This window comes from Pseudonocardia sp. ZF1, assembly GCF_056835605.1.
The window spans coordinates 3,103,834-3,128,393 of sequence record NZ_JAJNBY010000001.1; the positions used below are offsets into that span (position 1 = coordinate 3,103,834).

Sequence of the window (24,560 nt, forward strand, 5' to 3'; positions counted from 1 at the left end):
ATTATCGACCCCGGCCCGCGCCGACGCGCGCGGGCCGGTACCGGCTCACACGCCGACGGCGTGCACCCCGCCGTCGGCCATGATCATCGAACCGGTAGTGGTCGGCATCCAGTCCGACAGCGCGGCGCACACGGTCTTGGCGACCGGCACCGGGTCGTTCATGTCCCAGCCGAGCGGGGCGCGCTTGTCCCACACGTCCTCGAACGCGGAGAAGCCCGGGATCGACTTGGCGGCCATCGTCTTCACCGGGCCGGCGGCGACCAGGTTGACCCGGATGCCGTCGCGGCCCAGGTCGCGGGCCAGGTATCGGGTGACCGACTCGAGCGCGGACTTCGCGACGCCCATCCAGTCGTAGGCGGGCCACGCCTGCCGGTTGTCGAAGTCCATGCCGACGATCGAGCTGCCCGGGCCGAGCAGCGGCTTGCACGCCATCGCCAGGGACTTCAACGAGTACGCCGACACCTGGATCGTGGTGGCGACGTCCTCCCACTGCGCGTTGAGGAACGCGCCCTCGCCGAGCGCGCCGGGCGGGGCGAACCCGATGGAGTGCAGCACGCCGTCGAGGCGCGGCTCGTCGCCCAGGTGTGGGGTGATCCGCTCGACGAGCGAGTCCAGCTGCTCCTGGTCCGACACGTCCAGCTCGACGACCGGTGCGGGCTTCGGCAGCCGCATCGCGATCCGCTCGACCAGCCGCATCCGGCCGAAACCGGTGAGCACGACCTCGGCGCCCTGCTCCTGGGCGATCTTGGCGGAGTGGAAGGCCAGCGAGGCGTCGGTGATCACACCGGTGATCAGCAGCCGCTTGCCGTCGAGCAGTCCCATGACGTCCTTTCGAGAGTTCTGCATGCCCGGGCCGGTGGGCACGGTGCCGATGTCCGCTCCGCGGACCTCGCTCAGTGCCCCATGCCCAGGCCGCCGTCGACCGGGACGACCGCTCCGGTGACGTAACCGGCGCCGGGCGAGGCGAGGAAGGCGACGACCGAGGCGATCTCGCCGGTGTCGGCGTAGCGCGAGAGCGGGATGGTCCCCAGGATCTCCTCGCGCCGCTTCTCGGGCAGCGCACGGGTCATGTCGGTGTCGACGAACCCGGGGGCGACCACGTTCGCGGTGATGCCGCGGCTGCCCAGCTCGCGGGCGACCGAGCGGGCCAGGCCGACGAGCCCGGACTTCGAGGCGGCGTAGTTGACCTGCCCGGCCGAGCCGGAGAGGCCCACGACCGACGATACGAAGATCATCCGGCCCTTCTTGGCCTTCAGCATCCCGCGCGAGGCCCGCTTCGCGACCCGGTAGGCCGCGGTGAGGTTGGCGTCGACGACCTTGGTGAAGGACTCCTCGGCCATCCGCATGAGCAGGCCGTCGTCGGTGATGCCGGCGTTGGACACCAGCACCTCGACCGGGCCGTGCGCGGCCTCGACCTCGGTGAACGCGGCGTCGACGGACTCGGCGTCGGTGACGTCGCAGTGCACCGGCAACAGCCCGTCGGGGATGTCGTCCTTCCCGGAGCGATAGGTCACCGCCACCTGGTCGCCCTCCGCCGCGAACGCCTGTGCGATCGCCAGGCCGATGCCGCGGTTTCCTCCGGTCACGAGCACGCTACGTCCCACGGGGGGTGAACCTAACGCACTACCGGCCGGTACCCGCGAGCGGAGATCACCCTCACGGCAGTCGCCTGCCGAGCAGGATGCCCGCGCCGAGCCCGCCGATCAGGAGCACGAACCCGCCGATCATCCAGGGCCTGCTCGCGTCGACCTCGCGTTCCTCGTAGCCGAGCTCCTCGGACAGGTCGGAGTAGACCGCGCGCAGCTCGGACTCGGTGGCGGCGGTGAAGAACCGGCCGCCCGAGAGCTGCGCGATGCGCTCCATGGAGGCGTCGTCGACGGCGACGGGGGTACGCCCGCCGTCGAGCTCGATCGTGCCGTAGCTGGTGCCGAAGGAGATCGTGGACACCGGGACGCCGCGGTTCTTCGCCTCGGCGGCCGCGGTGAACGAGCCGCGCGGCTCGTTCTCCCCGTCCGGTCCCGGGACGGTCTGGGTGCCGTCGGAGAGCAGCACGATCCGCGCCGGTGGCGGCACGCCCGCCGCGTCCGGGCCGCCCTGCAGCGAGCGGGAGAAGGTGTCGATCGACTGCATCGCCGTGAAGATCGCCTCACCGGTCGCGGTGGACTCGGCGAGCTGCAGGTTGTCGACGCCGTTCTTGACCGCGCTGCGGTCGGTCGTGGGCGAGACGAGCACCGCCGCCGTCCCGGCGAAGGACACCAGCCCCAGGTTGACGCCGGGGGTCAGCTGGTCGGCGAACTGCTTGGCCGCGACCTGCGCGGCGGCGAGCCGGGTCGGGGCGACGTCGGTGGCCTTCATCGACAGCGACACGTCGATCACCAGCATCACCGTGGCCCGGTTGCGCGGCACCTTCGCCATGGCCTGCGGCCCGGCGAGCGCCACGGTGAGCACCGCCAGCGCCGCGATCAGCGCGATCGCCGGGAGGTGCCGCCACCGGCCCGGCCGCTTCGGGGCGACCGACTCCAGCAGCTCCAGGTTGGTGAACCGCACGACGTCGCGACGGCGCCGCCGCAGCAGCCACACGTAGGCCGCCGCGAGCGCGGCGACGACGAGCAACCCGAGCAGCCACCAGGGGGCGGTGAACGTCACGCGAGCCTCCGCGGAGCAGCGGCGTGCTTGCGGGCGACGGCGAACCGCACGATGTCGGCCACCCAGTCGGTGTCGGTGCGCAGGGTCAGGTGCCCGGCCCCGCAGCGGCGCAGCGCGGTGGCCACCCGGTCGCGGTGCTCGGAGGCGGCGGCCGCGAACTCGCGGCGCAGCAGCGGCGTGGTGTCGACCTCGCGCTGGCGCCCGGTCTCGGGGTCGGCGAGCACGACGGTCCCGACGTCGGGCAGCTCCAGCTCCCGCGGGTCGACGACCTCGATCGCGAGCAGCTCGTGGCGGGCCGACAGCGCCCGCAGGGACCGCTCCCAGGTCGGCTCGCCGAGGAAGTCCGACACCACGACGACCAGCCCGCGCCGGCGCGGCGGGCGGCGCAGCTCGTCGAGCGCACCGGACAGGTCGCCCCGGGTGCCCTCGGGTGCCGGCGGCATCGTCGCGACCCGGCGGACCAGGCCGCGGGCGTGCGCCAGGCCGCCGCGGGCGGGCAGCCGCAGCGTCGACTCCCCGTTCGCGACGACGGCGCCGAGCCGGTTCCCGCCGCCGGTCGTCAGCTGGGCGACCGCGGTGAGCCCGGCCAGCGCCAGGTGCCGCTTGTCGGTGCGGGCGGTGCCGTAGTCGATGCTGCGCGACAGGTCGACCACCGCCCAGGTCTCCAGCTCACGGTCGGCGACGGTCTCGCGCACGTGCGGCGCGGTGGTGCGGGCGGTGACCGACCAGTCCATCCGGCGGACGTCGTCACCGGGCTGGTAGGGCCGCGCGTCACCGGGCTCGGTGCCGGGCCCGGGCAGCAGGCCGATGTGGTTGCCCTGGAGCAGCCCGTCCAGCCGGCGCCGGACGGTGAGCTCCAGGGTCCGCAGGGAGGCCTCGAGCCGGACGAGGTCGGCGGACCCCGCCGTCACGCCGGTCCCTGGCCGGCACCCGGTGCGGGCGGCCACGCCGTCGACGCGCCCTCGGGCCCTCCCCCGGGCCGGGCGCTGACCTGCGGCAACGGCACGGTCTGCAGGACCCGGGTGACGATGTGGTCGACCGGCACCTGGTCGGCGATCGCGTCGTAGGACAGCACCAGGCGGTGGCGCAGCACGTCCGGGGCGACCTCCAGCACGTCCTGCGGGAGGACGTAGTCCCGGCCGCGGACCAGAGCCAGCGCGCGGGCGGCGGACACGATGCCGAGCGACGCACGCGGCGAGGCGCCGTAGGCGATCCAGGACGCGACGTCGGACAGGCCGTGCTCGGACGGCAGCCGGGTCGCGACGACCAGCCGCACGACGTAGTCGACCAGGGCGTGGTGCACGAACACGTCCGCCGCGGTGCGCTGCAGCCGGACCAGCTCCTCGGGGGTGAGGACCTGGGAGGGCACCGGCGGGGTGGACCCCATCCGGTAGATGATCTCCCGCTCCTCCTCGACGCCCGGGTACTCGATGATCAGCTTGAACAGGAAGCGGTCGCGCTGCGCCTCGGGCAGCGGGTAGACGCCCTCGTTCTCGATCGGGTTCTGGGTGGCGAGCACGAGGAACGGGTCGGGCATCGGGTGGTCGCGGCCGGCGAGGGAGAGCTTGCGCTCGGCCATCACCTCGAGCATCGCCGACTGCACCTTGGCCGGCGCGCGGTTGATCTCGTCGGCGAGCACGAAGTTCGCGACGACCGGACCGAGCTCGACGTCGAACTCCTCGCGGCCCTGCCGGTAGATGCGGGTGCCGAGGATGTCGGCGGGCACCAGGTCGGGGGTGAACTGCAGCCGGGAGAAGCTGCCGCCCACGACCGTCGCGAACGTCTCCACGGCGAGGGTCTTCGCGACGCCGGGGACGCCCTCCAGCAGCAGGTGCCCCTTCGCGAGGAGCCCCACCAGCATCCGCTCGACGAGGCGGTCCTGGCCGACGATCACCCGCTTCACCTCGAGGACCGCACGCTCGAGCCGCTCGGCGTCGCGGGCGGGGGTGATCGGGTCCGGACCGGTCGAGGCAGTCGTGCTCACGGTCCCATCCCACCGTGTCGGCCGTGTGGATCCGGTGAGGCGTGCGACTCCGGGCGGTCGGGCCCGCCCGCGGTGGGGTCCTGCGCGGTGAACCGGATCGTCATCGCCAGGTAGTCGCGCAGCGACACGGTCCGCGGCGCCGCCCGGTGCCGGGTCCAGACCGTGTTCGCCCGGGCCGGGGTCAGGTCGTGTGCGTGCGCGACGACGGCCCGCGCCTCGGCCGGACCGATCTCACGACCGGCCAGCGCGGCGAGGGCCACGGCCAGCTCGGCGGCGCGGTCGTCGTCCACGACCCCAGGAGAGCAGACACCCCCGACAGTTCCGGGCGCTCACTCCACCAGCAGGAACACGATCGCCGCGACCCCGATCACGACGATCACGGTCCGCAGCACCGCGGGCGGCAGCCTGCGGCCGACCTTCGCACCGAGCAGCCCGCCGACGATCGAGCTGACCGCGATGATGCCGACGACCGTCCAGTCGACCGGCGCGACAACGGCGTAGATCGCCCCGGCGACGATGTTCACGACCGAGGCGAGGGTGTTCTTGAAGGCGTTGAGCCGCTGGAGCGGGTCCGCGACGAGCAGCCCCATCACCCCCACCAGCATGATCCCCTGGGCGGCGGTGAAGTAGCCGCCGTAGACGCCCACCAGGAAGACCAGCACGTAGAGCACCGGCGAGCCGGTCCGGTCCGGACGCGGGCGGTCGCGCAGCCGGCGGGCCAGCAGGGGCTGCACGGCGACCAGCAGCACCGAGGTGCCGACCAGGACCGGCACGATCGTCTCGAACGCGTCCGGCGGCAGCGACAGCAGCAGCGCCGCACCGACCACGGCCCCCAGGAACGACGCGACGCCGTACTTCGCCAGGCGGCGACCGTGCCCGGCCCACTCCTTGCGGTAGCCGACGGCGCCGGTGACCGAGCCGGTGATCAGCCCGATGGCGTTCGACGTCGTCGCCGTCACCGGGGGGAAGCCCAACGCCACGAGCACCGGGAAGGTCACCAGCGTCCCCGACCCGACGACGGTGTTGATCAACCCCGCCCAGAGCCCGGCCAGCGCGATGACCCCGACCTCCCACAACTCCATCGGGACACCCTACGAACCGGACACCGGCACTCCTCCCGGTGCGGCACGCGTAGGGCTTACGCAGCGTGCGTAGGGCTCCCTACGGCGTGCGTGGCATGATCGACGCGTGACCGCCGTCGACGACCCCCGATGGGCCGCTCCCCCGGCCCCGGTGCGCCGGACGCTGGACCGCGGGTCGATCGTCGCCACGGCGCTGCACCTCGCCGACGCCGACGGCCTGAGCGCGGTGTCGATGCCGCGACTGGCCCGCGAGCTGGGGTCCGCGCCGATGTCGCTGTACCGGCACGTGCCCGGCAAGGACGCGCTGGTCGACCTCGTCCTGGACCTCGCACTGGGCGAGCCGCCGGACCTGTCAGGCTGCGGGCTGCGGCTGGGCTGCGAGATCTGGGCGGCCGCCCTGCGCGACGTGCTCGACGAGCACCCGTGGACCGTCGGGCTGCTCGCCGGTCCCCGCGCCACCGGCCCCGCCGAGTGCGCGTGGTCGGAGGCCCTGCTGGCGCACGTCGTCGGGGCGGGGCACCCGCTGCACGCGGCCGTCGAGGTGCTGCACCTGCTGCACGGCTACGTCCGGGGCGCGGCGGCCCTGGCCGGGGACCGCCTGCCCACCCTCGACGACGTCCGCCGCTCCGGCCGGGCGGAGCGCCTGCCGGTGCTGTCCCGGCTGCTCGGCGGCGCCGTCGTGCGCGGGCCCGGCGGCGGTGAGCCGCTGTTCGACTCCGGGCTGCGCCGCACCCTCGACGCCGTCGAGGCCGGGCTCCGGCCCTGATCACCCGGCCGGGTCGAGCTCCAGCCGCGGCCAGTCGGCCAGGTCGCGCAGCAGCTGCCGGTCGTGGGTGGCGACGACGACGGCCGCCGGGGTGTCCCGGACCATCGCGGTGAGCTCGTCCACGAGCCGCGCGGACAGGTGGTTGGTCGGCTCGTCGAGCAACAGCGTCGTCGGGCGCTCCGCCAGGGCGCGGGCCAGGTCGAGCCTGCGCCGCCGGCCCTCCGACAGCCGCCCCACCGGGGTCCGCAACGCCGCCGCGTCGAGCAGGCCGTGGGCGCCACCACCGACGTGCTCCAGCACGGCACGCGCGGGCCGCCGCGGGTCGAGCACCGCGGTCTCCTGCCCCAGCCGGACGACCCGGGCGCCGCTCGCGGTGCGCACCGACCCGGCGTCCGGAGCGAGCGCCCCGGCCAGCACGGCGAGCAGCGTCGACTTCCCGGCCCCGTTCGGGCCGGTCACGAGCAGCCGGTCGCCCGCGTCGAGGACCAGGTCGACCGGACGGGCGAGCCGGCCCCGCACGCCGACCCCGTGCGCGCGCAGCTGGGGCGCGCCGGGGCGCACGTCGAGGTCGGGACGGCGCAGCGACGACGGCGGTACCGGGACGTCGATCCGGTGCGCGTCGAGCTCGGCCCGGCGCCGGTGCAGCGCCTGCACCACCCCCGGGGCCCGGGACTGGCGGGCGTGCTTGCCGGTCCCCTTGTCCGGACGCCAGCCGGTCGAGAGCCGGTCCCGCGCGGTGGCGACGGCGTCGGCGAGGCGACGGTGCTCGGCCTGCTGTTCGGCGTGCTCGGCCTCCCAGGCGGCGCGGGCCCGGTCCCGCGCGGTCCGCCAGCCGTCGTAGCCGCCCGCGGTGAGCCGGGGCGCGCCGTCGCGGGTCGGATCGAGGTCGCAGAACTCGTCGGCGACGTCGCGCAGCAGGGCCCGGTCGTGGCTGACCACGGCGAGCCCGCCCGGGTGGGCGCGCAGGGTGCGGGTCAGGAAGTCGAGCCCGGCCGCGTCGAGGTGGTTGGTGGGCTCGTCGAGGAGCAGGACGTCGTGGCGGGCACCGAGCAGGCACGCCAGCCGCACGCGGTGGCGCTGCCCCACCGACAGCGTCTCCAGTGGCCGGGTGCGGTCGGTGCAGGCGCCGAGCGCACCGAGGGCGACGTCGACGCGGCGTTCGGCGTCCCAGGCGTCGAGCCGGGTCGCGGTGTCCAGGGCCGCGGCGAACCGGTCGTCGGCGCCGGGCGCGCCGTCGGTGAGCGCCGCGGTCGCCGCGTCGAGCTCGCGCAGCGCCGTCCGCGAGCCGGCGAGCGACTCCGCGGTCAGGGTGCCGACGGTCTCGCCGTCGCGGGCGGGCACCTCCTGGCGGGCCAGCGCGACGGTGCCGGCGCGGTGCACGACCCCGGCGTCCGGCGCGAGCAGGCCCGCGAGGACGTGCAGGAGCGTGGACTTGCCGCGCCCGTTCTCCCCGACGACGGCGAGCCGCGAGCGGGCGGAGACGGTCAGCGTCACGCCGGTGAGGACGCGGTGCGACCCGCGGGTGACGACGACGTCCTCGGCACGCACGTGGGCGGCCGCGCCGGCGTCGACGGCGGGCAGGGGTGAGGACGGTTCGGGGGTGGTGTGCACGAGAGGGCTCCGCGGCATCCGAGATCGGAGCCGGGCAGCACGGGATGCGCCGCCCGGCGGGGACCGGGACGGCGGACGCGGTTCGGAAGGGGTGAAGGGCGCCGCCGTCAGCGGGCGGTGCGGACCTTCTGCGACCAGATGCCTCGTGCCATGGTGTCGAGCCTACCCACCGGCAGGTGTCCGTGTCGTCCGGTTTCGGACACGCCCCACCCGCCCCGTCCCACCGGAGGACCGATGCCCGCCCGCGCCCTGCCGTTCCTGACCTTCCAGCCGCCGCGTGGCCCGAGCGCGAGCGAGGCGATGGAGTTCTGGACATCCCTGTTCGACGACGGCGAGATCGTCTCGGTCACCCACCGCCCCGACGATCCGAACGCGGTGGTTCTCGCCGAGTTCGTCGTCGCCGGGCAGCGCCTGCGGTGCAGCGACAGCCCGCCGGTGCACCAGTGGGACTTCTCCCCCGCCGTCTCGCTGTGGGTGGACTGCGAGTCCGGCGACGAGCAGGAGCGGCTGCTGGCGGCCCTCGCGACCGGTGGGCGGGAGTTCATGCCGCTCGACGACTACGGCTTCGGCCCCTTCGCCTGGGTCGAGGACCGCTTCGGCGTGTCCTGGCAGCTCGCCGCCCCGGCGGCCTGAGCAGCGGACACGGCCCGAGCGGGGCTCCGCCAGACCACCCTGCCCGTTCGGCACGGTGATCAGAAGGGCGCGACGACGGCGTCGGCGTCGTGGTCGTGGTCGTGGTCGTCCGCGTCCGGCAGCGGATCGGTGAAGACCCGGTGGTCGAACGGCCGCGTCGTCGCCCGGCGGCCGCACGGTGCCACCCAGGTCAGGCTGCCGTCGGTCCCGGCGAGCACCTGCCAGCCCGGCGCGTCCTTCAGCGCGTGGTCGGCCCGGCACAGCCCGAACAGGTTCTCCGCGCTGGTCCGCCCGTCCCCGCCCGCCCAGGGGCGGTGGTGGTCGAGGTCGCGGACCCGTCGGCTGCACGCGGGGCCGCGACAGGTGCAGTCCCGCGCCCGGACGTGGTCGGCCATCGCGACCGGCGGCCGGTAGCGGGTGCGTCCGACGTCGAGCACCGTGCCCGACAGCGGGTCGGTCACCAGCCGCTGCCACACACCGCCGGCGGCGAGGGCCCGGGCGAGGTCGGCGGGGATCGGGCCGTGCCCGACCAGCTCGGCCGGTGCCGCACCACCCATCAGCGTGCTGAGCGGGACGACGACCTGGATCAGCGGGCGGCGCCCCACCGCCTCCTCCGGGTCCGGCTTCGCGGCGAGCACCCGCGCGACCGCTGCGAGCAGGCCGTCCTCGTCGGTGCCCGCCCCGTCCGCGCCGAGCGCGTCCCGGACCGTGCCGACGTCGGTCAGCGTCAGCGTGCCCTGCAGCAGCTGGTGGGCGAGGTCGACGCGCTTCTGGTCCAGGGTGCGGTCGTCGCACGGGTCGTCCAGGGAGCGCGCGAGCCGGTCGACGCACTGCCACGACGCCTCCACCTGCGCGGCGGTGCCGCCCAGCCAGAGCGAGCCCATGCCGTCGTCCCCCGGGGAGAGCGACATCCGCCGCTCCGACCGGGCCCGTTCGTGGCGCTCGCGGGCGCCGTCCGGGTCGACGCGGGCGATGTGGCGGCGCAGCCGGTCCCGCAGCAACCGGCGGTGCGCCTCCGGAGCTCCCGGGAGGACCGCGGCCTGCACCCGGCGGGCGCGCTCGTCGTCGAGGACGAGTGTCGACGACGAGATCGCCTCGGCGGCGCCCTGGTCGATCGCCCCCGACTCCCACGCGGCCAGGGTCTCCGGCAGCACCTGGGCGAACCGCTGCGCCTGCCCGATCAGCGACCGCGCGTGGTCGCGCGGGACCCGCAGCACGATCGCCACCTGGTCCGGCAACCACCGGGAGACGGGCTGCACCGCACGCGGGTCCGCGCCCGGCGGTGCGGCCCCGCTCCCGGCCGGGTGGCGCTCCGCGATCAGCGCGACCGACCGCATCCGCAGGGCACTCGCACGGCGCACCCAGTGCTCGGCGCCCTCCAGGACGTCGAGCACCTGCAGGTCGGTGAGCCGGTCGGGCGGGGCTCCGGCGACCAGGCACCGCAGCGCCTCCCAGGCGACGTCGTCGATCCCGCCGGAGGGGTCGGGCGGGGGCTCGGGACCACACATCTCGCCGCACAGGTCGATCGCGAGACCGTGCGGGCACCGGGTCGCCTCCTCCACCGCCTCACGGCGGCGCCGGTGTTCGAGCCAGGCCGGGTCGTCGGCGGGATCGGTGTGGCTCAGCACGTCCAGCACGTCCACCTGATCGATCATATGTTCGATTATAGGTCTCCTAGCTGGACCTTTCCAGGTCGTTCGGCGCTCGCATCCGCCCGTCCGCCGCAGCCCGGCAGCGGACGATCCCCGCGCACCGGCTCGCGCCGCCACCTCCCCGACCTCATCACGCCTGGGCCTCGCGCCCCCGCGGCCACTCCCCGCGCCCCCGACCGACGCGCCCGCCGGAGCACGTCGGTCGCGCCTCGACGGCCAGGCCGTCCCGCCACGACTCGAGCTCCGCTCCGACGACGGCGTCCCTGGCCCGACCACTCGGCTGGACGGCGGAGGCGCGCGACCCCCGCACGCGCGAGGATGACCCAGTGCCCCGTCTCGCCGTCCCGCTGCTCGCCGCCCTGGCGCTCCTCGCCCCGACGAGCGCGACGGGTGCGGCGACCGCGGCGAGCGGGACGACGAGCCCGGCGGCCAGGGCCTCGTGCATCGCCGACCCACCCCGCTCCGCCCACGCGTTCACCGGCACCGTCGCCTCGACCTCCGCCGACGGCCGCGTCGCGCAGGTCCGTACCGACGACGGCCGCGACGTCCAGGTCGTCGGCTCCCCCACCCCCCGACCGGACACCGCGACCTCGGTCGACCGGTCGTACGCCACCGGGACCCGCTACGAGTTCCACCCGCTGAACCCGGCGAGCCCGTACGAGGACAACATCTGCACCGCCACCCACGAGGTCGCGGCCGCGCCCGCGGCACCGCCCGAGCCTCCGGCCACCACGGAGCCGACGGGCGCGTTCGTGACGGCCCTCGTCGCGCTCGGGGTCGTCGCCCTGGTCGGGACCGCGGCGGCGTTCCTCGTCCCGAGCCGCCGTCGCCGCAACCGCCGACGGCGCCGGCGCGCCTGACTCACGGCCCGGAGAGCAGGTCCCACCGGTTCCCGGCGACGTCGCGGAACACCGCGACCGTGCCGTGGGCCGCCACCCGCGGCGGTCCCTCGAACTCCACCCCGAGCGCCACGAGCCGCTCGTACTCCGCGGCGGCGTCGTAGTCGTCGACCACGAGCGCGGTGCAGCGCAGTCTCATGCCGCCACCGGTACCCGACGCCGGGCGGGCGCGGAGGCCACCAGCACCCCGCCGACGACCACCACCCCGGCGACCAGCTCGGTCACCGACGGCCGCTCCCCCAGCAGCACCATCGCCAGGCTCATCCCGACCACCGGCACGAGCAGCGAGTGCGGCGCGACGAGCCCCGCCGGGTAGCGGCGCATCAGCCCGGTCCAGATCCCGGCGGCGAGCACCGTCGCGACCAGCGACAGGTACACGAGCGCGACCAGCCCGGCGACGCCGTCGGGGGTCACCATCGCGACGACGTCGCCCCAGGCGCCCGGACCCTCCACCACGGCCGAGGCGGCCAGCATCGGCACCGGCGGCACGACGGTCATCCACAGCGTCAGGTGCAGCGGGTCGACCGCCTCGCCGTCGCGCTGGGCCAGCCGGCTGCACAGGTTCCCGGCCGCCCAGCCGAGCGCGCCGAGCAGGGTCAGCACGACCGGCAGCAGCGCCGCGGACTGGGCTCGGGCCAGCGCGATGCACCCCAGCCCGAGCACGGCGACGCCGATCCCGGCCCACTGCCGCGGCGTCACCCTCTCGCGCAGCAGCAGCGCACCCATCACGAGCGTGAACGGTCCCGACGCCTGCAGGACCAGCGACGCGAGCCCGGTCGGCATCCCGGCGTACATCCCCAGGAACAGGAAGAGGAACTGCACCGTGCCGAACCCGAGCCCGTAGCCGACGAGCCAGCGCAGCGGAACCCGCGGCCGCGGCACGAGGAGCACCGTCGGGACCGCCAGCACGAGCATCCGCAGCCCGGCCAGGAACAGCGGCTGGAAGTGCTCGAGCCCGACGTGGATGGCGATGAAGTTGGCGCCCCACAACACGGCGACGACGACGGCGAGCAGGCGGTCACGAACGGTCACGGCGTCCACGCTGCCGTCCCGAGACCGTGCAGACCAGCGACAACAACTGAAACGATGTTGTAGCGTTCCTGCATGGATGTGCGGCGGCTCCGGATCCTGCGCGAGCTCGCCGACCGCGGCTCGGTCACCGCTGTCGCCGCGGCGCTGAACTTCACCCCGTCCGCGGTGTCCCAGCAGCTCAAGGCACTGTCCCGGGAGGCGGGCCTGGAGCTGACGGCACCGGACGGGCGCGGGCTGCGGCTCACCGCGGCCGGGCGGGCCGTCGTCGACGGGGCGCAGGAGGTGCTCGACGCGCTGGGCCGGCTGGAGGAGACCACCGCGGGCCTGCGCGAGCAGCCGCTGGGCACGGTCCGGGTGGTGTTCTTCCCGTCGGCGGCCCGGCTGCTGCTGCCCGGGCTGCTGCGCCGGGCGTCGGCCCACCCCGGGCTGGCGCTGTCCTGTCGCGACCTCGACCTGCGCCCGGAGGAGGTCCCGGCCGCCGCGGCCGACGCCGACGTCGTCGTCACCCACCACGACGAACGGCTCGACCCGCTGCGCACCGGCCGGCTCACCGTGCACCCGCTCCTGCGCGAGCCCCTCGACGTCGCCCTGCCCCCGGACCACCCGCTGGCCCACCGCGCCGAGGTGCACCTGTCCGACCTGGTCGACGCCGACTGGATCTCGGTCGCCGTCGGGTGGCCGGTCGACGACGTGCTCAACTCGCTCGCACTGGTCACCGGCACCGTGCCGCGGGTGGTGCAGCGGATCAACGACTTCTCGGTCACCGAGGAGCTCGTCGCGCACGGGCACGGCGTCGCGCTGCTGCCCCGCTACTCGACCGACCACCGCGACGGCGCCCGGCTCGCACTGCGCCCGCTCGCCGGGGTGCGGGCCGCCCGGCTGGTGCGGGCCGTGACCCGCGGTGCGGTGACCCGGCCCGCGGTGCGGCTGGTGCTCGACGAGCTGACCGGCGAGGCCGCGGCCGTCAGAGCAGCCGGGTGACCTTGTTCAGGCCGTCGTAGCGGACCGGGGTGACCCGGACACTCGCGCCCGAGTACGGGGCCTCGAGCATCTTCCCGTCGCCGAGGTAGATGGCGATGTGGTGGGTGCGACCGCCCTCGGCCCAGGACAGCATGTCCCCGCGCCGCATGTCCGAGATCGGCACCAGCCGGCCGGCGTTGGCCTGGTTGCCGCTGTAGCGGGGCAGGCTGATGCCGACCCCGGCGAAGGCGAACTGCATCAGACCGGAGCAGTCGAAGCCGACCTTGCGGAAGTCGCCGTGGGCGTCGGCGACGCCGCCGTCGCGGATCCCGCGGGTCGGTCCGCGCGAGTTGCCGCCGCCCCAGGCGTAGATGGTGCCGAGCTGGGCCATCGCCCGGTCGATCACGGTCTCGATCGCCGCCGACCCGGTGCGCCGCGGCGCGGGGCCGTCCGACGGCGCGGACTCCTGCGCGACCCGCGACGCCGCCTCCTCCCGGGCCCGCCGGTCGGCCTCGGCCTGGAGCCGGGCCTGCTCGGCCCGCCACGCCTCGTAGCGCTGACGCTGGGCACGCAGCCCGGCGTCGGCGTTCTCGGCGGCGTCGAGCCGCGACTGCACGTCGGTGCGTTCGGTGTGCACCGCGTCGAGCCGGGTCTGCTGGGCGTCGGCGGCCGCGACGGCCTCGTCGACGGCGGAGTCGGCCGCCGCCGAGGCCTGCTCGGCGTCGGCGCGGCGCCGGTCGGCCTCCTCCTGCGCCGCGCGGGCGAGGGAGTCGGCGTTGGCCTGAGCGATGCGGGCCTGCTGGAGCTGCTCCAGGACCGCGGCCTGGTCCTCGCTGAGCGCGTCGGTGAGCCGGGCCCGGTCCATCAGGTCCTGCGGGTCGGTCGCCCGCGAGAGCAGCCCGAGCGGGCCCAGGTCGAGACCGTGGGTGTAGACGTCGCCGACGAAGGCGTCGATCCGGGTCCGGGCGTCGTCGACGGCGCGGCCCGCGGCCTCGGTCGCGGCGCGGGCGTCGGCGGCCCGGGCCGCGGCGGTCTCGGCCTCGCGACCGGCGGCGTCGGCGGTGTCCCGGGCGGCGAGCGCCTCCTCGTTGCGCCCCGCGACCTCCATCTGCAGCTGCTCGGCCTGCGCGTCGAGCTCGGCGAGGCGGGCGGTGAGCCGGCCGACCTCGGCGGCCCGGTCCTGCACCGACTGGCGGCTGCGCTCCAGCTCGTCGTCGCCGGGGTTCGGCGGCGGCGGGGGCGGCGGCTGGGCCGGGAGCACCGCGGCGGCGGGCACGACGACGGTCGCGGCCGCGCCCACCCCGGGCGAGGCCAGCGCGACCGCGACGAGCACGGCCACCACGACGAGGGTCGCCGACGGCTGGCGCGTCACGGGGAGGTTCCTTCCGGGGGGGCGGGCGGGATCGACGGGGAATCGACTGGGAACAGTGCCACTCGCGTCACCCGAACCCCGTGCGACACACCGGACCCGTCCACCGCACGAGGGACACCACACCCGTGACGGCACCGCGACCCCGGCCACACCCGCCTCGCCAGGCTTATAGGACAGGCGTACTATTTGCGTCACGAGGGTCCGCGCTGCTGCCGGCACGGCGGTGCGCGAGACTCCGGCACGACGCAGGTGAGCACCCCCGGCCCGCGAGGCGGGGCGCGTTCACCGCACCGGACAAAGCGACCGCCCACCACCACGGGAGGACCACCAAGTGGCCAGCACCGACAGCTTCGGCGCCCGAGGACAGCTCGACGTCGGGGGCACCGGTTACGAGATCTTCCGGCTCTCCGCGGTGGAGGGCTCCGCGCGCCTGCCGTTCAGCCTGAAGGTCCTGCTCGAGAACCTGCTCCGCACCGAGGACGGTGCGAACGTCACGGCGGACCACATCACCGCCCTGGCGAACTGGGACCCGCAGGCCGACCCGGACACCGAGATCCAGTTCACCCCCGCCCGGGTGATCATGCAGGACTTCACCGGCGTGCCCTGCGTCGTCGACCTGGCGACCATGCGCGAGGCCGTGACCGAGATGGGCGGCGACCCGTCCAAGGTCAACCCGCTCGCGCCCGCCGAGCTGGTCATCGACCACTCGGTGATGATCGACTTCTTCGGCACCGCCGACGCGTTCGAGCGCAACATCGAGTTCGAGTACGGCCGCAACAAGGAGCGCTACCAGTTCCTGCGCTGGGGCCAGGGCGCCTTCGACGAGTTCAAGGTCGTCCCGCCCGGCACCGGCATCGTGCACCAGGTCAACATCGAGAACCTGGCGCGCGTGGTCATGCCGCGCAACGGGCAGGCCTACCCCGACACCCTGGTCGGCACCGACTCCCACACCACCATGGTCAACGGCCTGGGCGTGCTGGGCTGGGGCGTCGGCGGCATCGAGGCCGAGGCCGCGATGCTCGGCCAGCCGGTCTCGATGCTCATCCCGCAGGTGCTCGGCTTCAAGCTGACCGGGGAGATCCCGACCGGTGTGACCGCCACCGACGTGGTGCTCACGATCACCGAGATGCTGCGTCGCCAGGGCGTCGTCGGCAAGTTCGTCGAGTTCTACGGCGCCGGCGTCGGCGCGGTGCCGCTGGCCAACCGCGCCACCATCGGCAACATGAGCCCGGAGTTCGGCTCGACCGCGGCGATCTTCCCGATCGACGAGGAGACCGTCCGCTACCTGAAGCTGACCGGCCGCTCGGCGGAGCAGATCGCGCTGGTCGAGGCCTACGCCAAGGAGCAGGGCCTCTGGCACGACCCGGACCACGAGCCGGTCTTCTCCGAGACCCTCGAGCTCGACCTGTCGACGGTCGTCCCGTCGATCGCCGGCCCGAAGCGCCCGCAGGACCGCATCGAGCTGACCGACGCCAAGCCGGCGTTCCGCAAGACCGTGCACGACTACACCGACGACGGCGTGGCCCCGAGCCCGCTCGCCGGCGTGGACGAGTCGTCGAACGAGTCCTTCCCGGCCAGCGACGCCCCGGCGCTCTCCTTCGCCGACGACGACGCCGCGCCGGTCGTCATGTCGGCCGCGGACGGCTGCGAGGGCCGCCCGTCCAAGCCGGTCACCGTGAAGTCCGACTCGCGCGGCGAGTTCGTGCTCGACCACGGCGCCGTGGTGATCGCCTCGATCACCTCCTGCACCAACACCTCGAACCCCAGCGTCATGCTCGGCGCGGCGCTGCTGGCGAAGAACGCGGTCGAGAAGGGCCTGACCACCAAGCCGTGGGTCAAGACCTCGATGGCCCCGGGCAGCCAGGTCGTCACCGACTACTACGAGAAGGCCGGTCTCTGGCCCTACCTCGACAAGCTCGGCTACAACCTCGTCGGCTACGGCTGCACCACCTGCATCGGCAACTCCGGCCCGCTGCCGGAGGAGATCTCGGCGGCGGTCAACGACAACGACCTCACCGTCGTCTCGGTGCTCTCGGGCAACCGGAACTTCGAGGGCCGGATCAACCCCGACGTCAAGATGAACTACCTGGCGTCCCCGCCGCTGGTCATCGCCTACGCGCTGGCCGGGACGATGGACTTCGACTTCGAGAACCAGCCCCTGGGCCGGGACTCGGACGGCGCCGAGGTCTACCTGCGCGACATCTGGCCCTCGACCGAGGACATCAACGCGGTCGTGGACTCCTCGATCACCTCGGAGATGTTCACCAAGAGCTACTCCGACGTGTTCCGTGGCGACGACCGCTGGCGCGCGCTGCCCACCCCGGAGGGCCGGACCTTCGAGTGGGACCAGAAGTCCACCTACGTCCGCAAGCCCCCGTACTTCGAGGGCATGAAGGGCGAGCCGGACCCGGTCACCGACATCTCCGGCGCCCGTGTGCTCGCGCTGCTCGGCGACTCGGTCACCACCGACCACATCTCGCCGGCCGGTGCGATCAAGCCGGGCACCCCGGCCGCGGAGTACCTGGACTCCCACGGCATCGAGAAGAAGGACTACAACTCCTTCGGTTCGCGGCGCGGCAACCACGAGGTGATGATCCGCGGCACGTTCGCGAACATCCGGCTGCGCAACCAGCTGCTCGACGACGTCTCGGGTGGCTACACCCGCGACTTCACCCAGGACGGGGCGCCGCAGTCGTTCATCTACGACGCCGCGCAGAACTACGCCGCGCAGGGCACCCCGCTGGTCGTGCTGGGCGGCAAGGAGTACGGCTCCGGCTCCTCGCGTGACTGGGCGGCCAAGGGCACCGCGCTGCTGGGCGTGCGCGCCGTCATCGTCGAGTCCTTCGAGCGGATCCACCGTTCGAACCTGATCGGCATGGGCGTCGTCCCGCTGCAGTTCCCGGACGGCGAGTCGGCGACGAGCCTCGGGCTCGACGGCACCGAGACCTTCGACATCGCCGGCATCACCGAGCTGAACGACGGGAGGACCCCGAAGTCGGTGCACGTGACCGCGACGAAGGACTCCGGCGAGACCGTCGAGTTCGACGCGAAGGTCCGGATCGACACCCCCGGTGAGGCGGACTACTACCGCAACGGCGGCATCCTGCAGTACGTCCTGCGGGGCATGCTGAAGAGCTGACGCGCGCAGCACCCACCACCACACGGAGCCCGTCCCCTCACCGAGGGGCGGGCTCCGTCGTTCTGCGGGGTCGTTCCTGCGGGGTCGTTCCTACGGGCGGGCCCCCAGGTCGCGGGAGATGCGCCGGGCCGCGTCGGCGGCGGCGCGGCCGTGGTCGTCGAAGACCTCCTCGGACATGCGCACCGTGGGGCCGGACACCGACAGCGCCCCGACCGGACGGCCGTCGGGACCGAGGACGGGGGCGCCGACCGCGGCGATGCCGTCGGAGAGCCCCTCGGGATTGACCGACCACCCGCGCTCGCGCACCTCGGCGATCCGGGCCCGCAGCAGGTCGGGGTCGACGACGGTGTGCCGGGTGGAGGGTTCCAGCGGGCCGGCGAGGTAGGCGTCGACCTCCGCCGGGGTGCAGGCGGCGAGGTAGGCCTGGCCGGTGGCCGAGGCGTGCAGCGGGATGCGGTGGCCCAGCGGCAGGAACGCGCGCAGCCGGTGCGCGGTGTCGAGCCGTTCGAGCAGGACCAGCTCGCGGCCGTCCGGGGCGGCCAGGTGCACGGTCTCCCCCGTCGCGAGCTGCAGCTCGTGCAGCACCGGGACCGCCACCGCGCGCAGGCCCCCGGCGTCGCGGGCCTGGTTGCCGACGGCGAACGCCCGGTAGGTGAGCCGCCAGCGCGCGGTGTCGTCGGCGACGCACCAGCCGACCTCGCCCAGGGTGCGCAGGATCCGCTGCACGGTGGACTTCGGCAGCGCGACGGCGCGGGCGAGGTCGGACAGCCCCACGGGCTGCCGCTCCCCCACCGCCTCCAGCACGCGGACCGCGGAGACGACGCTGTTGGTCGGAGCCATGTCCGGTGTTGACCTCCCCCGTTCGGGCGACCTACTGTCCGCTCCCAGACGGTCCACTGTACGAACCACTGTGCCACCAGATGGACCGACACGACAAGCGCGTACCAACGGGGGTAGGCATGGCGGTGCAGGTCATCACGCTGGTGGTGTTCGCGGCGGTCTTCGTGATCGCCGAGGTCCGCCGGTCCCACATCGGGATCGTCATGTTCGCGGCCGCCGCCGGCATGGGGCTGCTCGTCGCGGGCCTGCCGCTCGACGACATCGTCGCGGGCTTTCCCGTCGACATCCTGGTCCTGCTGGTCGGGGTGACGTTCTTCTTCGGGATCGCGAAGTCCAACGGCACCATCGGCCGGCTGGTGGACCGGGCGCTGGTCGTCGTCGGCGACCGGACCGCGGCGCTGCCGCTGACGTTCTTCGTGCTCACCGGTGTGGTGTCGGCGATGGGCTCGCCACTGGGCGGGCTGGTCATGGCGCCGATCGGGATGACGGTGGCGCACCGGCGCGGGATCGACCCGATGCTGATGGCGCTGGCCATCGGCACCGGGCTGTCGGCGGGCGGATTCGCGCCGACGTCGCTGTTCGGGATCGTCACCTGGGGGACGGCGTCGGCGGCGGGCATCGCCCTCAACCCGCTGACCCTGTTCGCGGTCGCGATCATCGCGAACCTGGTGCTGCTGGGCGCGTCCTACCTGATGTTCTCCGCCCGCAGCCGCGTCCCGGTCACGACGGGCGGCGGCGCCGGGCCCGAGGTGCCCGGCGACGAGGAGCCCCCGGCCCGCGAGCCGTTCCGCATGACGCACTGGATCACCGTCGTCGCGATGCTCGGTCTGGTCGCGGCGGTCGTCGTGCTGGCGGTGCTCGGCGCCGAGCCCGACGTCGGGGTGCTGGCCTTCGCCTTCGGCGCGGTGCTCACCCTGGTCGACCCGGACAGCGGCCGCGGCGCCCTGAAGGAGATCGACTGGTCCACCGTCCTGCTGGTGGGCGGCATCATCACCTACGTCGGTGTGCTGCAGGAGATCGGCTCGGTCGACCTGCTGGGTGACCTCGCCGCGAGCCTCACCGTCCCGCTGCTCGCCGCCCTCGTGGTCTGCGCGGTGTGCGGGCTGGTGTCGGCGTTCGCGTCGACCACCGGCATCCTCGCCGCGCTGGTGCCGCTGGCGATCCCGCTGGTCCAGCAGGGCGGGATCCCGGGCTGGGCGCTGATCTGCGCACTGGGGGTCTGCTCGTCCATCGTGGACGTGTCACCCTTCTCGACGGTGGGTGCGACGCTGGTCGCCACCACCGTCGACGAGCAGGAACGTCCCCGCATGACCGCGCTGCTGACCCGCTGGGGCCTGTCCATGGTCGTCATCGGCCCGATCGCGCTGGTGGGAGCCCTCGTGCTGCCCGCCATGGCGGTCTGACCCCGTCACCACCAGGAGAACGACGTTGTTCCTCACCTCGCTCACCGACAGCCACGACCTCGACCGCGCCGTCACCGTCGGCGACGACGTGCTCTCGCGCGCCGAGCTCGTCGACCGGGCGGGCCGGTTCGCCGCGGGCATCCCCGCGGACGGCCCGGTCGCGGTGCACGCGACCGCCTCGATCGACACCGTCGTCGCCGTCACCGGCGCGATCCTCGCCGGCGTGCCGGTCGTGCCCGTGCCGCCGGACTCCGGACCCGCCGAGCGCGGCCACGTCCTCACCGACTCCGGCGCCACCGCGTGGGCCGGGGAACGACCCGACGACGTCGACCTCCCCGTGGTCCTCCCGGGGTCGCAGCCGATCGGCACGCGCCCGGTCGACCCCGCGGCCACCGCGATGCTGCTCTACACCTCCGGCACCACCGGCCGCCCCAAGGGCGCCCAGCTGTCCGGCGCCGCGATCGCCGCCGGCCTCGACGCCCTGTACGAGGTCTGGGACTGGACCCCCGACGACACCGTCGCCCACGGCCTGCCCCTGTTCCACGTGCACGGCCTGATCCTGGGTGTGCTGGGGTCGCTGCGCCGCGGGTCGCGGGTCGTGCACACGGTGAAGCCGCAGCCCGCCCGCTACGCCGCGGTCGGGGCGTCGATGTACTTCGGGGTGCCGACGGTGTGGAACCGGATCGTCGACGAGCCCGACGCCGCCCGCGCCCTGTCCCGGGCCCGGCTGCTGGTGTCGGGCAGCGCGCCCCTGCCCGCATCGCTGTTCGACCGGATCGCCGCGCTCACCGGGCAGGCACCCGTCGAGCGCTACGGCATGACCGAGACCATGATCACCCTGTCCGCACACGCCTCCGGGGAGCGCCGCGCCGGCTGGGTCGGACTGCCCGTCCCGGGCGCGCAGACCCGGCTGCTCCCCGCGTCCGACGAGGCACCCGAGGACGTCCCCGACGACGGCGAGACCGTCGGGCGCCTCGAGGTCCGCGGCCCGATGCTGTTCGACGGCTACCTGAACCGCCCGGACGCGAACGACGAGTGCTGGGCCGGCGAGGGCTGGTTCCGCACCGGTGACCTCGCCGTCCGCGACGCGGGCGGGTTCCACCGCATCGTCGGCCGCGAGTCCACCGACCTCATCAAGTCCGGCGGCTACCGGATCGGGTCCGGCGAGATCGAGGCCGTCCTGCTCGACCACCCCGCCGTGTCCGAGGTCGCCGTCGTCGGCGCCCCCGACCCCGACCTCGGCCAGAGGATCGTCGCCTACGTCGTCGGCGACACCCGCGACGGACAGGCCCTCATCGACCACGTCGCCGGGCAGCTGTCCTGGCACAAGCGGCCGCGCGAGGTCGTGTTCCTGGACGCCCTGCCCCGCAACCCGATGGGCAAGGTCCAGAAGAAGCTGCTCGGAACCTGAGCGGACCGGGCCGATCGGTCCTAGGTTCGGATCATGCCCGGTGCGCACTCACCCTCGGAGGACCGCGGCGACGACCGCGCGGTCCCGGTCAACCCCGTCTTCGCCTCCGAGCCTGTCGACATCCCCCGCTTCCGCATCCCCGGCACCGGGATGCACCCGGAGGTCGCCTACCAGGTCGTGCACGACGAGCTGATGCTCGACGGCAACGCCCGGCTGAACCTCGCCACGTTCGTCACGACGTGGGCGGAGCCCCAGGCCGAGCGGCTGATGGCCGAGTCCTTCGACAAGAACATGATCGACAAGGACGAGTACCCGCGGACCGCGGACCTGGAGCAGCGGTGCGTGCGGATGCTCGCCGACCTGTGGCACGCCCCCGACCCGGGGCGGGCCGTGGGCTGCTCGACGACGGGGTCGTCGGAGGCGTGCATGCTCGGCGGGCTGGCGCTCAAGCGGCGCTGGCAGCACCGGCGGAAGGCGGCGGGTCTCCCGGCGGACCGGCCGAACATCGTGATGGGCGTGAACGTCCAGATCTGCTGGGACAAGTTCGCGAACTACTGGGACGTGGAGCCGCGGCTGGTCCCGATGGAGGGCGACCGGCTGCACCTGGGCGTCGAGGAGGCCGTCGCGCTGTGCGACGAGAACACCATCGGCGTCGTCGCGATCCTGGGGTCCACCTTCGACGGCAGCTACGAGCCAATCGCGCAGCTGTGCGCGGCGCTCGACGACCTGCAGTCCCGCACCGGGCTGGACGTGCCGGTGCACGTCGACGGCGCGTCCGGGGCGATGATCGCGCCGTTCTGCGACCCGGACCTGGAGTGGGACTTCCGGCTGCCGCGGGTGGCATCGATCAACACCTCCGGCCACAAGTACGGCCTGGTGCACCCGGGCGTCGGGTGGGCGGTGTGGCGCGACACGGACGCGCTGCCCGAGGACCTGGTGTTCCGGGTGAACTACCTCGGCGGTGACATGCCGACGTTCGCACTGAACTTCTCCCGCCCCGGCGGCCAGGTGATCGCCCAGTACTACAACTTCCTGCGGCTGGGGCACGAGGGCTACGCCCGGGTGCAGGGCACCTGCCGGGAGATCGCGACCGGGCTGGCCCGGCGGATCGAGGCGACGGGCGCGTTCCGGCTGCTCACCGACGGCTCGCAGCTGCCGGTGTTCGCGTTCACCGTCGCCGACGGCGAGCCGTTCTCGGTGTTCGACGTGTCGGCGGGTCTGCGCGAGACGGGGTGGCTGGTCCCGGCGTACACGTTCCCGGGGAACCGGGAGGACCTGGCGGCGCTGCGGATCGTGGTCCGCAACGGGTTCAGCCACGACCTGGCCGCGCTGCTGCTCGACGACCTGGCGCGGCTGCTGGAGCGGCTGCGCCGCCAGGCCGGTCCCGTCCGCGGGAGCGAGGCCGCGGGCTTCGCCCACGGGACGTGAGCCGGTCCCGGCGGGACACCCGCACCGCGTACCTGCTGCTGGCCCCCAGCCTGGTGGGCGTGGTGCTGTTCCTGCTGGTCCCGGTGCTGATCGTGCTGGGGCTGGCGCTGTTCCGGTGGGACCTGGTCGGGCCGCGGACCTTCGTCGGGCTGGACAACGTCGCCGCGGTCGCCGCGGACGGCCGGTTCGCGCGGTCCCTGCTGGTGACGGCGTTCTTCGTACTCATCGTCATCCCGGTGCAGACCGTGCTCGGGCTGGCGGCCGCGCTGCTCCTGGACCGCGGGCTGTCCGGGACGACGGTGTTCCGGGTGGTCTTCGTGCTGCCGTGGATCTGCGCGCCGCTGGTGCTGGGCGTGGTGTGGCGGTGGATCCTGTCCCCCACCGACGGCGCGCTCAACGCGCTGCTCGGGATCCGCGTCGAGTGGCTGGCCGACCCGGCGCTGGCGCTGCCGTCGGTCGCCGCGGTGACCGCCTGGACCCAGGTCGGCTACGTCGCCCTGTTCTTCCTGGCCGGGCTGCGCGCCATCCCGGACACGATCGTGGAGGCGGCCCGGCTCGACGGGGCCTCGGCGTGGCAGCTGCTGTGGCGGATCCGGTTGCCGCTGCTGCGCCCGACGCTGTTCTTCGTGCTGGTCACCGGGGTGATCTCCAGCTTCCAGGTGTTCGACTCGGTGTACGCCCTCACGCCGAACGGCGGCCCGCAGGGTGTCACCGACGTCGTCGCGGGGCGGATCTACTACGAGGCGTTCGAGAACCGCGCGGTCGGGCAGGCCGCGGTGATGGCGGTGGTGTTGTTCGTGATCCTGGTGGTGGTGACCGTGGCCCAGCAGCGGTGGTTCAGCCGTCGCACGACCTACGAGCTCGACTCGTGAGGCGCGGCAGGCTCGTCGACGCGGCCGTGCTGGTCGCGCTGCTGGTGGGCGCGGTGGCGACGCTGGCGCCGTTCGTGCTGAGCGTGACGACGGCGCTGAAGACGACCCGGCAGTTCGCGTCGACGCCGGTGCTGTCACCGCCGGCCCCGCCGACGGTGGAGAACATCGTGACCCTGTTCGGCCGGGACTACGACTTCGTGACCCCGATCGCGGTGACCGCCCAGGTGGTGGTCGTCGTCCTGGTGGGGCAGCTGCTGTTCTCGGTGCTGGCGGCGTACGCGTTCGCGCGGCTGGAGTTCCCCGGCCGGGACGCGCTGTTCTGGGTGTACCTGGGGACGCTGATGGTGCCGCAGGCGGTGACGGTGATCCCGCTGTACCTGATGATGACCGAGGTGGGGCTGCGGAACACGTTCTGGGCGCTGGTGCTGCCCTACGTGCTCGGGTCGCCGTTCGCGATCTTCCTGTTGCGTGAGCACTTCCGGACCATCCCGCAGGACCTGATCGACGCCGCCCGGCTCGACGGCGCCGGGACGATCGGGATCCTGCGGCACGTCGTGGTACCGGTGAGCCGGCCGATCCTCACGACGCTGGCGGTGATCACCGTGGTGACGCACTGGAACAACTTCCTGTGGCCGCTGGTCATCACCTCCGGCCGGACCTGGCAGGTGATGACGGTGGCGACCGCCGGGCTGCAGACGCAGTACAACGGGAACTGGCCGGTCGTGATGGCGGCGACGACGGTGGCGATCGTCCCGCTGATCGTGCTGTTCCTGGTGTTCCAGCGCAGCGTGGTCCGCTCGATCACGATCACGGGGTTCCGGTGAGACGGC

General features: G+C 74.0%; 23 protein-coding genes. 10 read left to right on the forward strand and 13 right to left on the reverse strand.

Annotated elements, in window-relative coordinates; all coding sequences use genetic code 11:
- Positions 1-45 precede the first annotated feature (45 nt).
- The 7 genes from fabI to ZF1_RS15095 all read right to left on the reverse strand — a co-directional run bounded on the left by fabI (position 46) and on the right by ZF1_RS15095 (position 5,712).
- Positions 46-822 (reverse strand): enoyl-ACP reductase FabI, encoded by a 777-nt coding sequence (gene fabI / locus ZF1_RS15065; protein ID WP_208820912.1) that lies wholly within the window; start codon positions 820-822, stop codon positions 46-48.
- A gap of 71 nt (positions 823-893) precedes the next feature.
- Positions 894-1,604 (reverse strand): 3-oxoacyl-ACP reductase FabG, encoded by a 711-nt coding sequence (gene fabG, locus ZF1_RS15070; RefSeq protein WP_208820828.1) that lies wholly within the window; start codon positions 1,602-1,604, stop codon positions 894-896.
- Positions 1,605-1,656: 52 nt separating this feature from the next.
- Positions 1,657-2,646, reverse strand: a complete 990-nt coding sequence (locus ZF1_RS15075; RefSeq protein ID WP_405416939.1) for a VWA domain-containing protein — start codon at positions 2,644-2,646, stop codon at positions 1,657-1,659.
- Positions 2,643-3,557, reverse strand: coding sequence for a DUF58 domain-containing protein (locus ZF1_RS15080; RefSeq protein WP_226357256.1), 915 nt, complete (start codon positions 3,555-3,557; stop codon positions 2,643-2,645). Before ZF1_RS15080 ends, ZF1_RS15075 begins: the two co-directional genes overlap by 4 nt.
- Positions 3,554-4,630 carry an AAA family ATPase gene (locus tag ZF1_RS15085; protein ID WP_251782439.1) on the reverse strand — a complete coding sequence of 359 codons (1,077 nt, stop codon included), beginning with the start codon at positions 4,628-4,630 and terminating at the stop codon, positions 3,554-3,556. Before ZF1_RS15085 ends, ZF1_RS15080 begins: the two co-directional genes overlap by 4 nt.
- Positions 4,627-4,920 carry a hypothetical protein gene (locus ZF1_RS15090; RefSeq protein WP_476651532.1) on the reverse strand — a complete coding sequence of 98 codons (294 nt, stop codon included), beginning with the start codon at positions 4,918-4,920 and terminating at the stop codon, positions 4,627-4,629. Before ZF1_RS15090 ends, ZF1_RS15085 begins: the two co-directional genes overlap by 4 nt.
- A gap of 39 nt (positions 4,921-4,959) precedes the next feature.
- On the reverse strand, positions 4,960-5,712 hold the full coding sequence (locus tag ZF1_RS15095; protein WP_062395312.1) for a sulfite exporter TauE/SafE family protein: 753 nt from the start codon (positions 5,710-5,712) through the stop codon (positions 4,960-4,962).
- 106 nt (positions 5,713-5,818) lie between these two features.
- Between ZF1_RS15095 and ZF1_RS15100 the strand changes: the two genes are divergently transcribed.
- Positions 5,819-6,478, forward strand: coding sequence for a TetR/AcrR family transcriptional regulator (locus tag ZF1_RS15100; protein WP_482637574.1), 660 nt, complete (start codon positions 5,819-5,821; stop codon positions 6,476-6,478).
- Here the strand turns inward: ZF1_RS15100 and ZF1_RS15105 are convergent, their stop codons facing one another.
- Entirely contained in the window at positions 6,479-8,089 is a 1,611-nt protein-coding gene (locus ZF1_RS15105; protein WP_482637575.1) for an ATP-binding cassette domain-containing protein, read from the reverse strand.
- Between the two features lie 234 nt (positions 8,090-8,323).
- On the opposite strand from ZF1_RS15105, the gene ZF1_RS15110 reads away from it, so the two are divergent.
- Positions 8,324-8,722 (forward strand): VOC family protein, encoded by a 399-nt coding sequence (locus ZF1_RS15110; RefSeq protein ID WP_482637576.1) that lies wholly within the window; start codon positions 8,324-8,326, stop codon positions 8,720-8,722.
- A gap of 59 nt (positions 8,723-8,781) precedes the next feature.
- Here ZF1_RS15110 and ZF1_RS15115 read toward each other — a convergent pair whose 3' ends face one another.
- Positions 8,782-10,377: an HNH endonuclease signature motif containing protein gene (locus tag ZF1_RS15115; RefSeq protein WP_405416932.1), complete on the reverse strand. Its 1,596-nt coding sequence runs from the start codon at positions 10,375-10,377 to the stop codon at positions 8,782-8,784.
- Between the two features lie 323 nt (positions 10,378-10,700).
- Between ZF1_RS15115 and ZF1_RS15120 the strand changes: the two genes are divergently transcribed.
- Complete coding sequence (locus ZF1_RS15120; protein WP_482637577.1) at positions 10,701-11,234, forward strand: hypothetical protein; 534 nt, start codon at positions 10,701-10,703, stop codon at positions 11,232-11,234.
- 1 nt (position 11,235) lies between these two features.
- Here the strand turns inward: ZF1_RS15120 and ZF1_RS15125 are convergent, their stop codons facing one another.
- Both ZF1_RS15125 and ZF1_RS15130 read right to left on the reverse strand, forming a co-directional pair.
- Positions 11,236-11,412: a VOC family protein gene (locus ZF1_RS15125; protein ID WP_405416929.1), complete on the reverse strand. Its 177-nt coding sequence runs from the start codon at positions 11,410-11,412 to the stop codon at positions 11,236-11,238.
- A complete protein-coding gene (locus tag ZF1_RS15130) occupies positions 11,409-12,305 on the reverse strand; it encodes an EamA family transporter (RefSeq protein ID WP_482637578.1) in 897 nt (298 codons plus the stop codon). Before ZF1_RS15130 ends, ZF1_RS15125 begins: the two co-directional genes overlap by 4 nt.
- A 72-nt stretch (positions 12,306-12,377) precedes the next feature.
- On the opposite strand from ZF1_RS15130, the gene ZF1_RS15135 reads away from it, so the two are divergent.
- Positions 12,378-13,286 carry a LysR family transcriptional regulator gene (locus ZF1_RS15135; RefSeq protein ID WP_224402348.1) on the forward strand — a complete coding sequence of 303 codons (909 nt, stop codon included), beginning with the start codon at positions 12,378-12,380 and terminating at the stop codon, positions 13,284-13,286.
- Here ZF1_RS15135 and ZF1_RS15140 read toward each other — a convergent pair.
- Entirely contained in the window at positions 13,270-14,637 is a 1,368-nt protein-coding gene (locus ZF1_RS15140; RefSeq protein ID WP_251782430.1) for a C40 family peptidase, read from the reverse strand. The genes ZF1_RS15135 and ZF1_RS15140 overlap by 17 nt on opposite strands.
- A gap of 331 nt (positions 14,638-14,968) precedes the next feature.
- On the opposite strand from ZF1_RS15140, the gene ZF1_RS15145 reads away from it, so the two are divergent.
- Positions 14,969-17,776 carry an aconitate hydratase gene (locus ZF1_RS15145; RefSeq protein WP_482637579.1) on the forward strand — a complete coding sequence of 936 codons (2,808 nt, stop codon included), beginning with the start codon at positions 14,969-14,971 and terminating at the stop codon, positions 17,774-17,776.
- A gap of 90 nt (positions 17,777-17,866) precedes the next feature.
- Here the strand turns inward: ZF1_RS15145 and ZF1_RS15150 are convergent, their stop codons facing one another.
- Positions 17,867-18,616, reverse strand: coding sequence for an IclR family transcriptional regulator (locus ZF1_RS15150; protein WP_251782428.1), 750 nt, complete (start codon positions 18,614-18,616; stop codon positions 17,867-17,869).
- A 119-nt stretch (positions 18,617-18,735) separates the two neighbouring features.
- Here ZF1_RS15150 and ZF1_RS15155 point away from each other — a divergent pair, with 119 nt between their 5' ends.
- The 5 genes from ZF1_RS15155 to ZF1_RS15175 are packed head-to-tail and all read left to right on the forward strand — an operon-like array spanning position 18,736 to position 24,554.
- Positions 18,736-20,019, forward strand: a complete 1,284-nt coding sequence (locus tag ZF1_RS15155) for an SLC13 family permease (RefSeq protein WP_251782426.1) — start codon at positions 18,736-18,738, stop codon at positions 20,017-20,019.
- Positions 20,020-20,044: 25 nt separating this feature from the next.
- Positions 20,045-21,430 carry an acyl-CoA synthetase gene (locus ZF1_RS15160; protein WP_251782425.1) on the forward strand — a complete coding sequence of 462 codons (1,386 nt, stop codon included), beginning with the start codon at positions 20,045-20,047 and terminating at the stop codon, positions 21,428-21,430.
- Positions 21,431-21,463: 33 nt separating this feature from the next.
- The gene (gene gad / locus ZF1_RS15165; RefSeq protein WP_482637580.1) at positions 21,464-22,858 is read left to right on the forward strand and encodes a glutamate decarboxylase; all 1,395 of its coding nucleotides are present in this window, start codon (positions 21,464-21,466) and stop codon (positions 22,856-22,858) included.
- Positions 22,855-23,730 (forward strand): carbohydrate ABC transporter permease, encoded by an 876-nt coding sequence (locus tag ZF1_RS15170; protein ID WP_482637581.1) that lies wholly within the window; start codon positions 22,855-22,857, stop codon positions 23,728-23,730. The genes gad and ZF1_RS15170 overlap by 4 nt, the downstream gene beginning before the upstream one ends.
- Entirely contained in the window at positions 23,727-24,554 is an 828-nt protein-coding gene (locus ZF1_RS15175) for a carbohydrate ABC transporter permease (protein WP_346103707.1), read from the forward strand. The genes ZF1_RS15170 and ZF1_RS15175 overlap by 4 nt, the downstream gene beginning before the upstream one ends.
- The last annotated feature ends 6 nt before the right edge of the window (positions 24,555-24,560 follow it).

Bases quoted from the DNA above. Each gene is read 5' to 3' on its own strand.
- gad (WP_482637580.1), top strand. From the start codon at position 21,464: ATGCCCGGTGCGCACTCACCCTCGGAGGACCGCGGCGACGACCGCGCG.
- ZF1_RS15110 (WP_482637576.1), top strand. From the start codon at position 8,324: ATGCCCGCCCGCGCCCTGCCGTTCCTGACCTTCCAGCCGCCGCGTGGC.
- ZF1_RS15125 (WP_405416929.1), bottom strand. From the start codon at position 11,412: ATGAGACTGCGCTGCACCGCGCTCGTGGTCGACGACTACGACGCCGCC.
- ZF1_RS15095 (WP_062395312.1), bottom strand. From the start codon at position 5,712: ATGGAGTTGTGGGAGGTCGGGGTCATCGCGCTGGCCGGGCTCTGGGCG.
- ZF1_RS15135 (WP_224402348.1), top strand. From the start codon at position 12,378: ATGGATGTGCGGCGGCTCCGGATCCTGCGCGAGCTCGCCGACCGCGGC.
- ZF1_RS15150 (WP_251782428.1), bottom strand. From the start codon at position 18,616: ATGGCTCCGACCAACAGCGTCGTCTCCGCGGTCCGCGTGCTGGAGGCG.
- ZF1_RS15115 (WP_405416932.1), bottom strand. From the start codon at position 10,377: ATGATCGATCAGGTGGACGTGCTGGACGTGCTGAGCCACACCGATCCC.
- fabI (WP_208820912.1), bottom strand. From the start codon at position 822: ATGGGACTGCTCGACGGCAAGCGGCTGCTGATCACCGGTGTGATCACC.
- ZF1_RS15155 (WP_251782426.1), top strand. From the start codon at position 18,736: ATGGCGGTGCAGGTCATCACGCTGGTGGTGTTCGCGGCGGTCTTCGTG.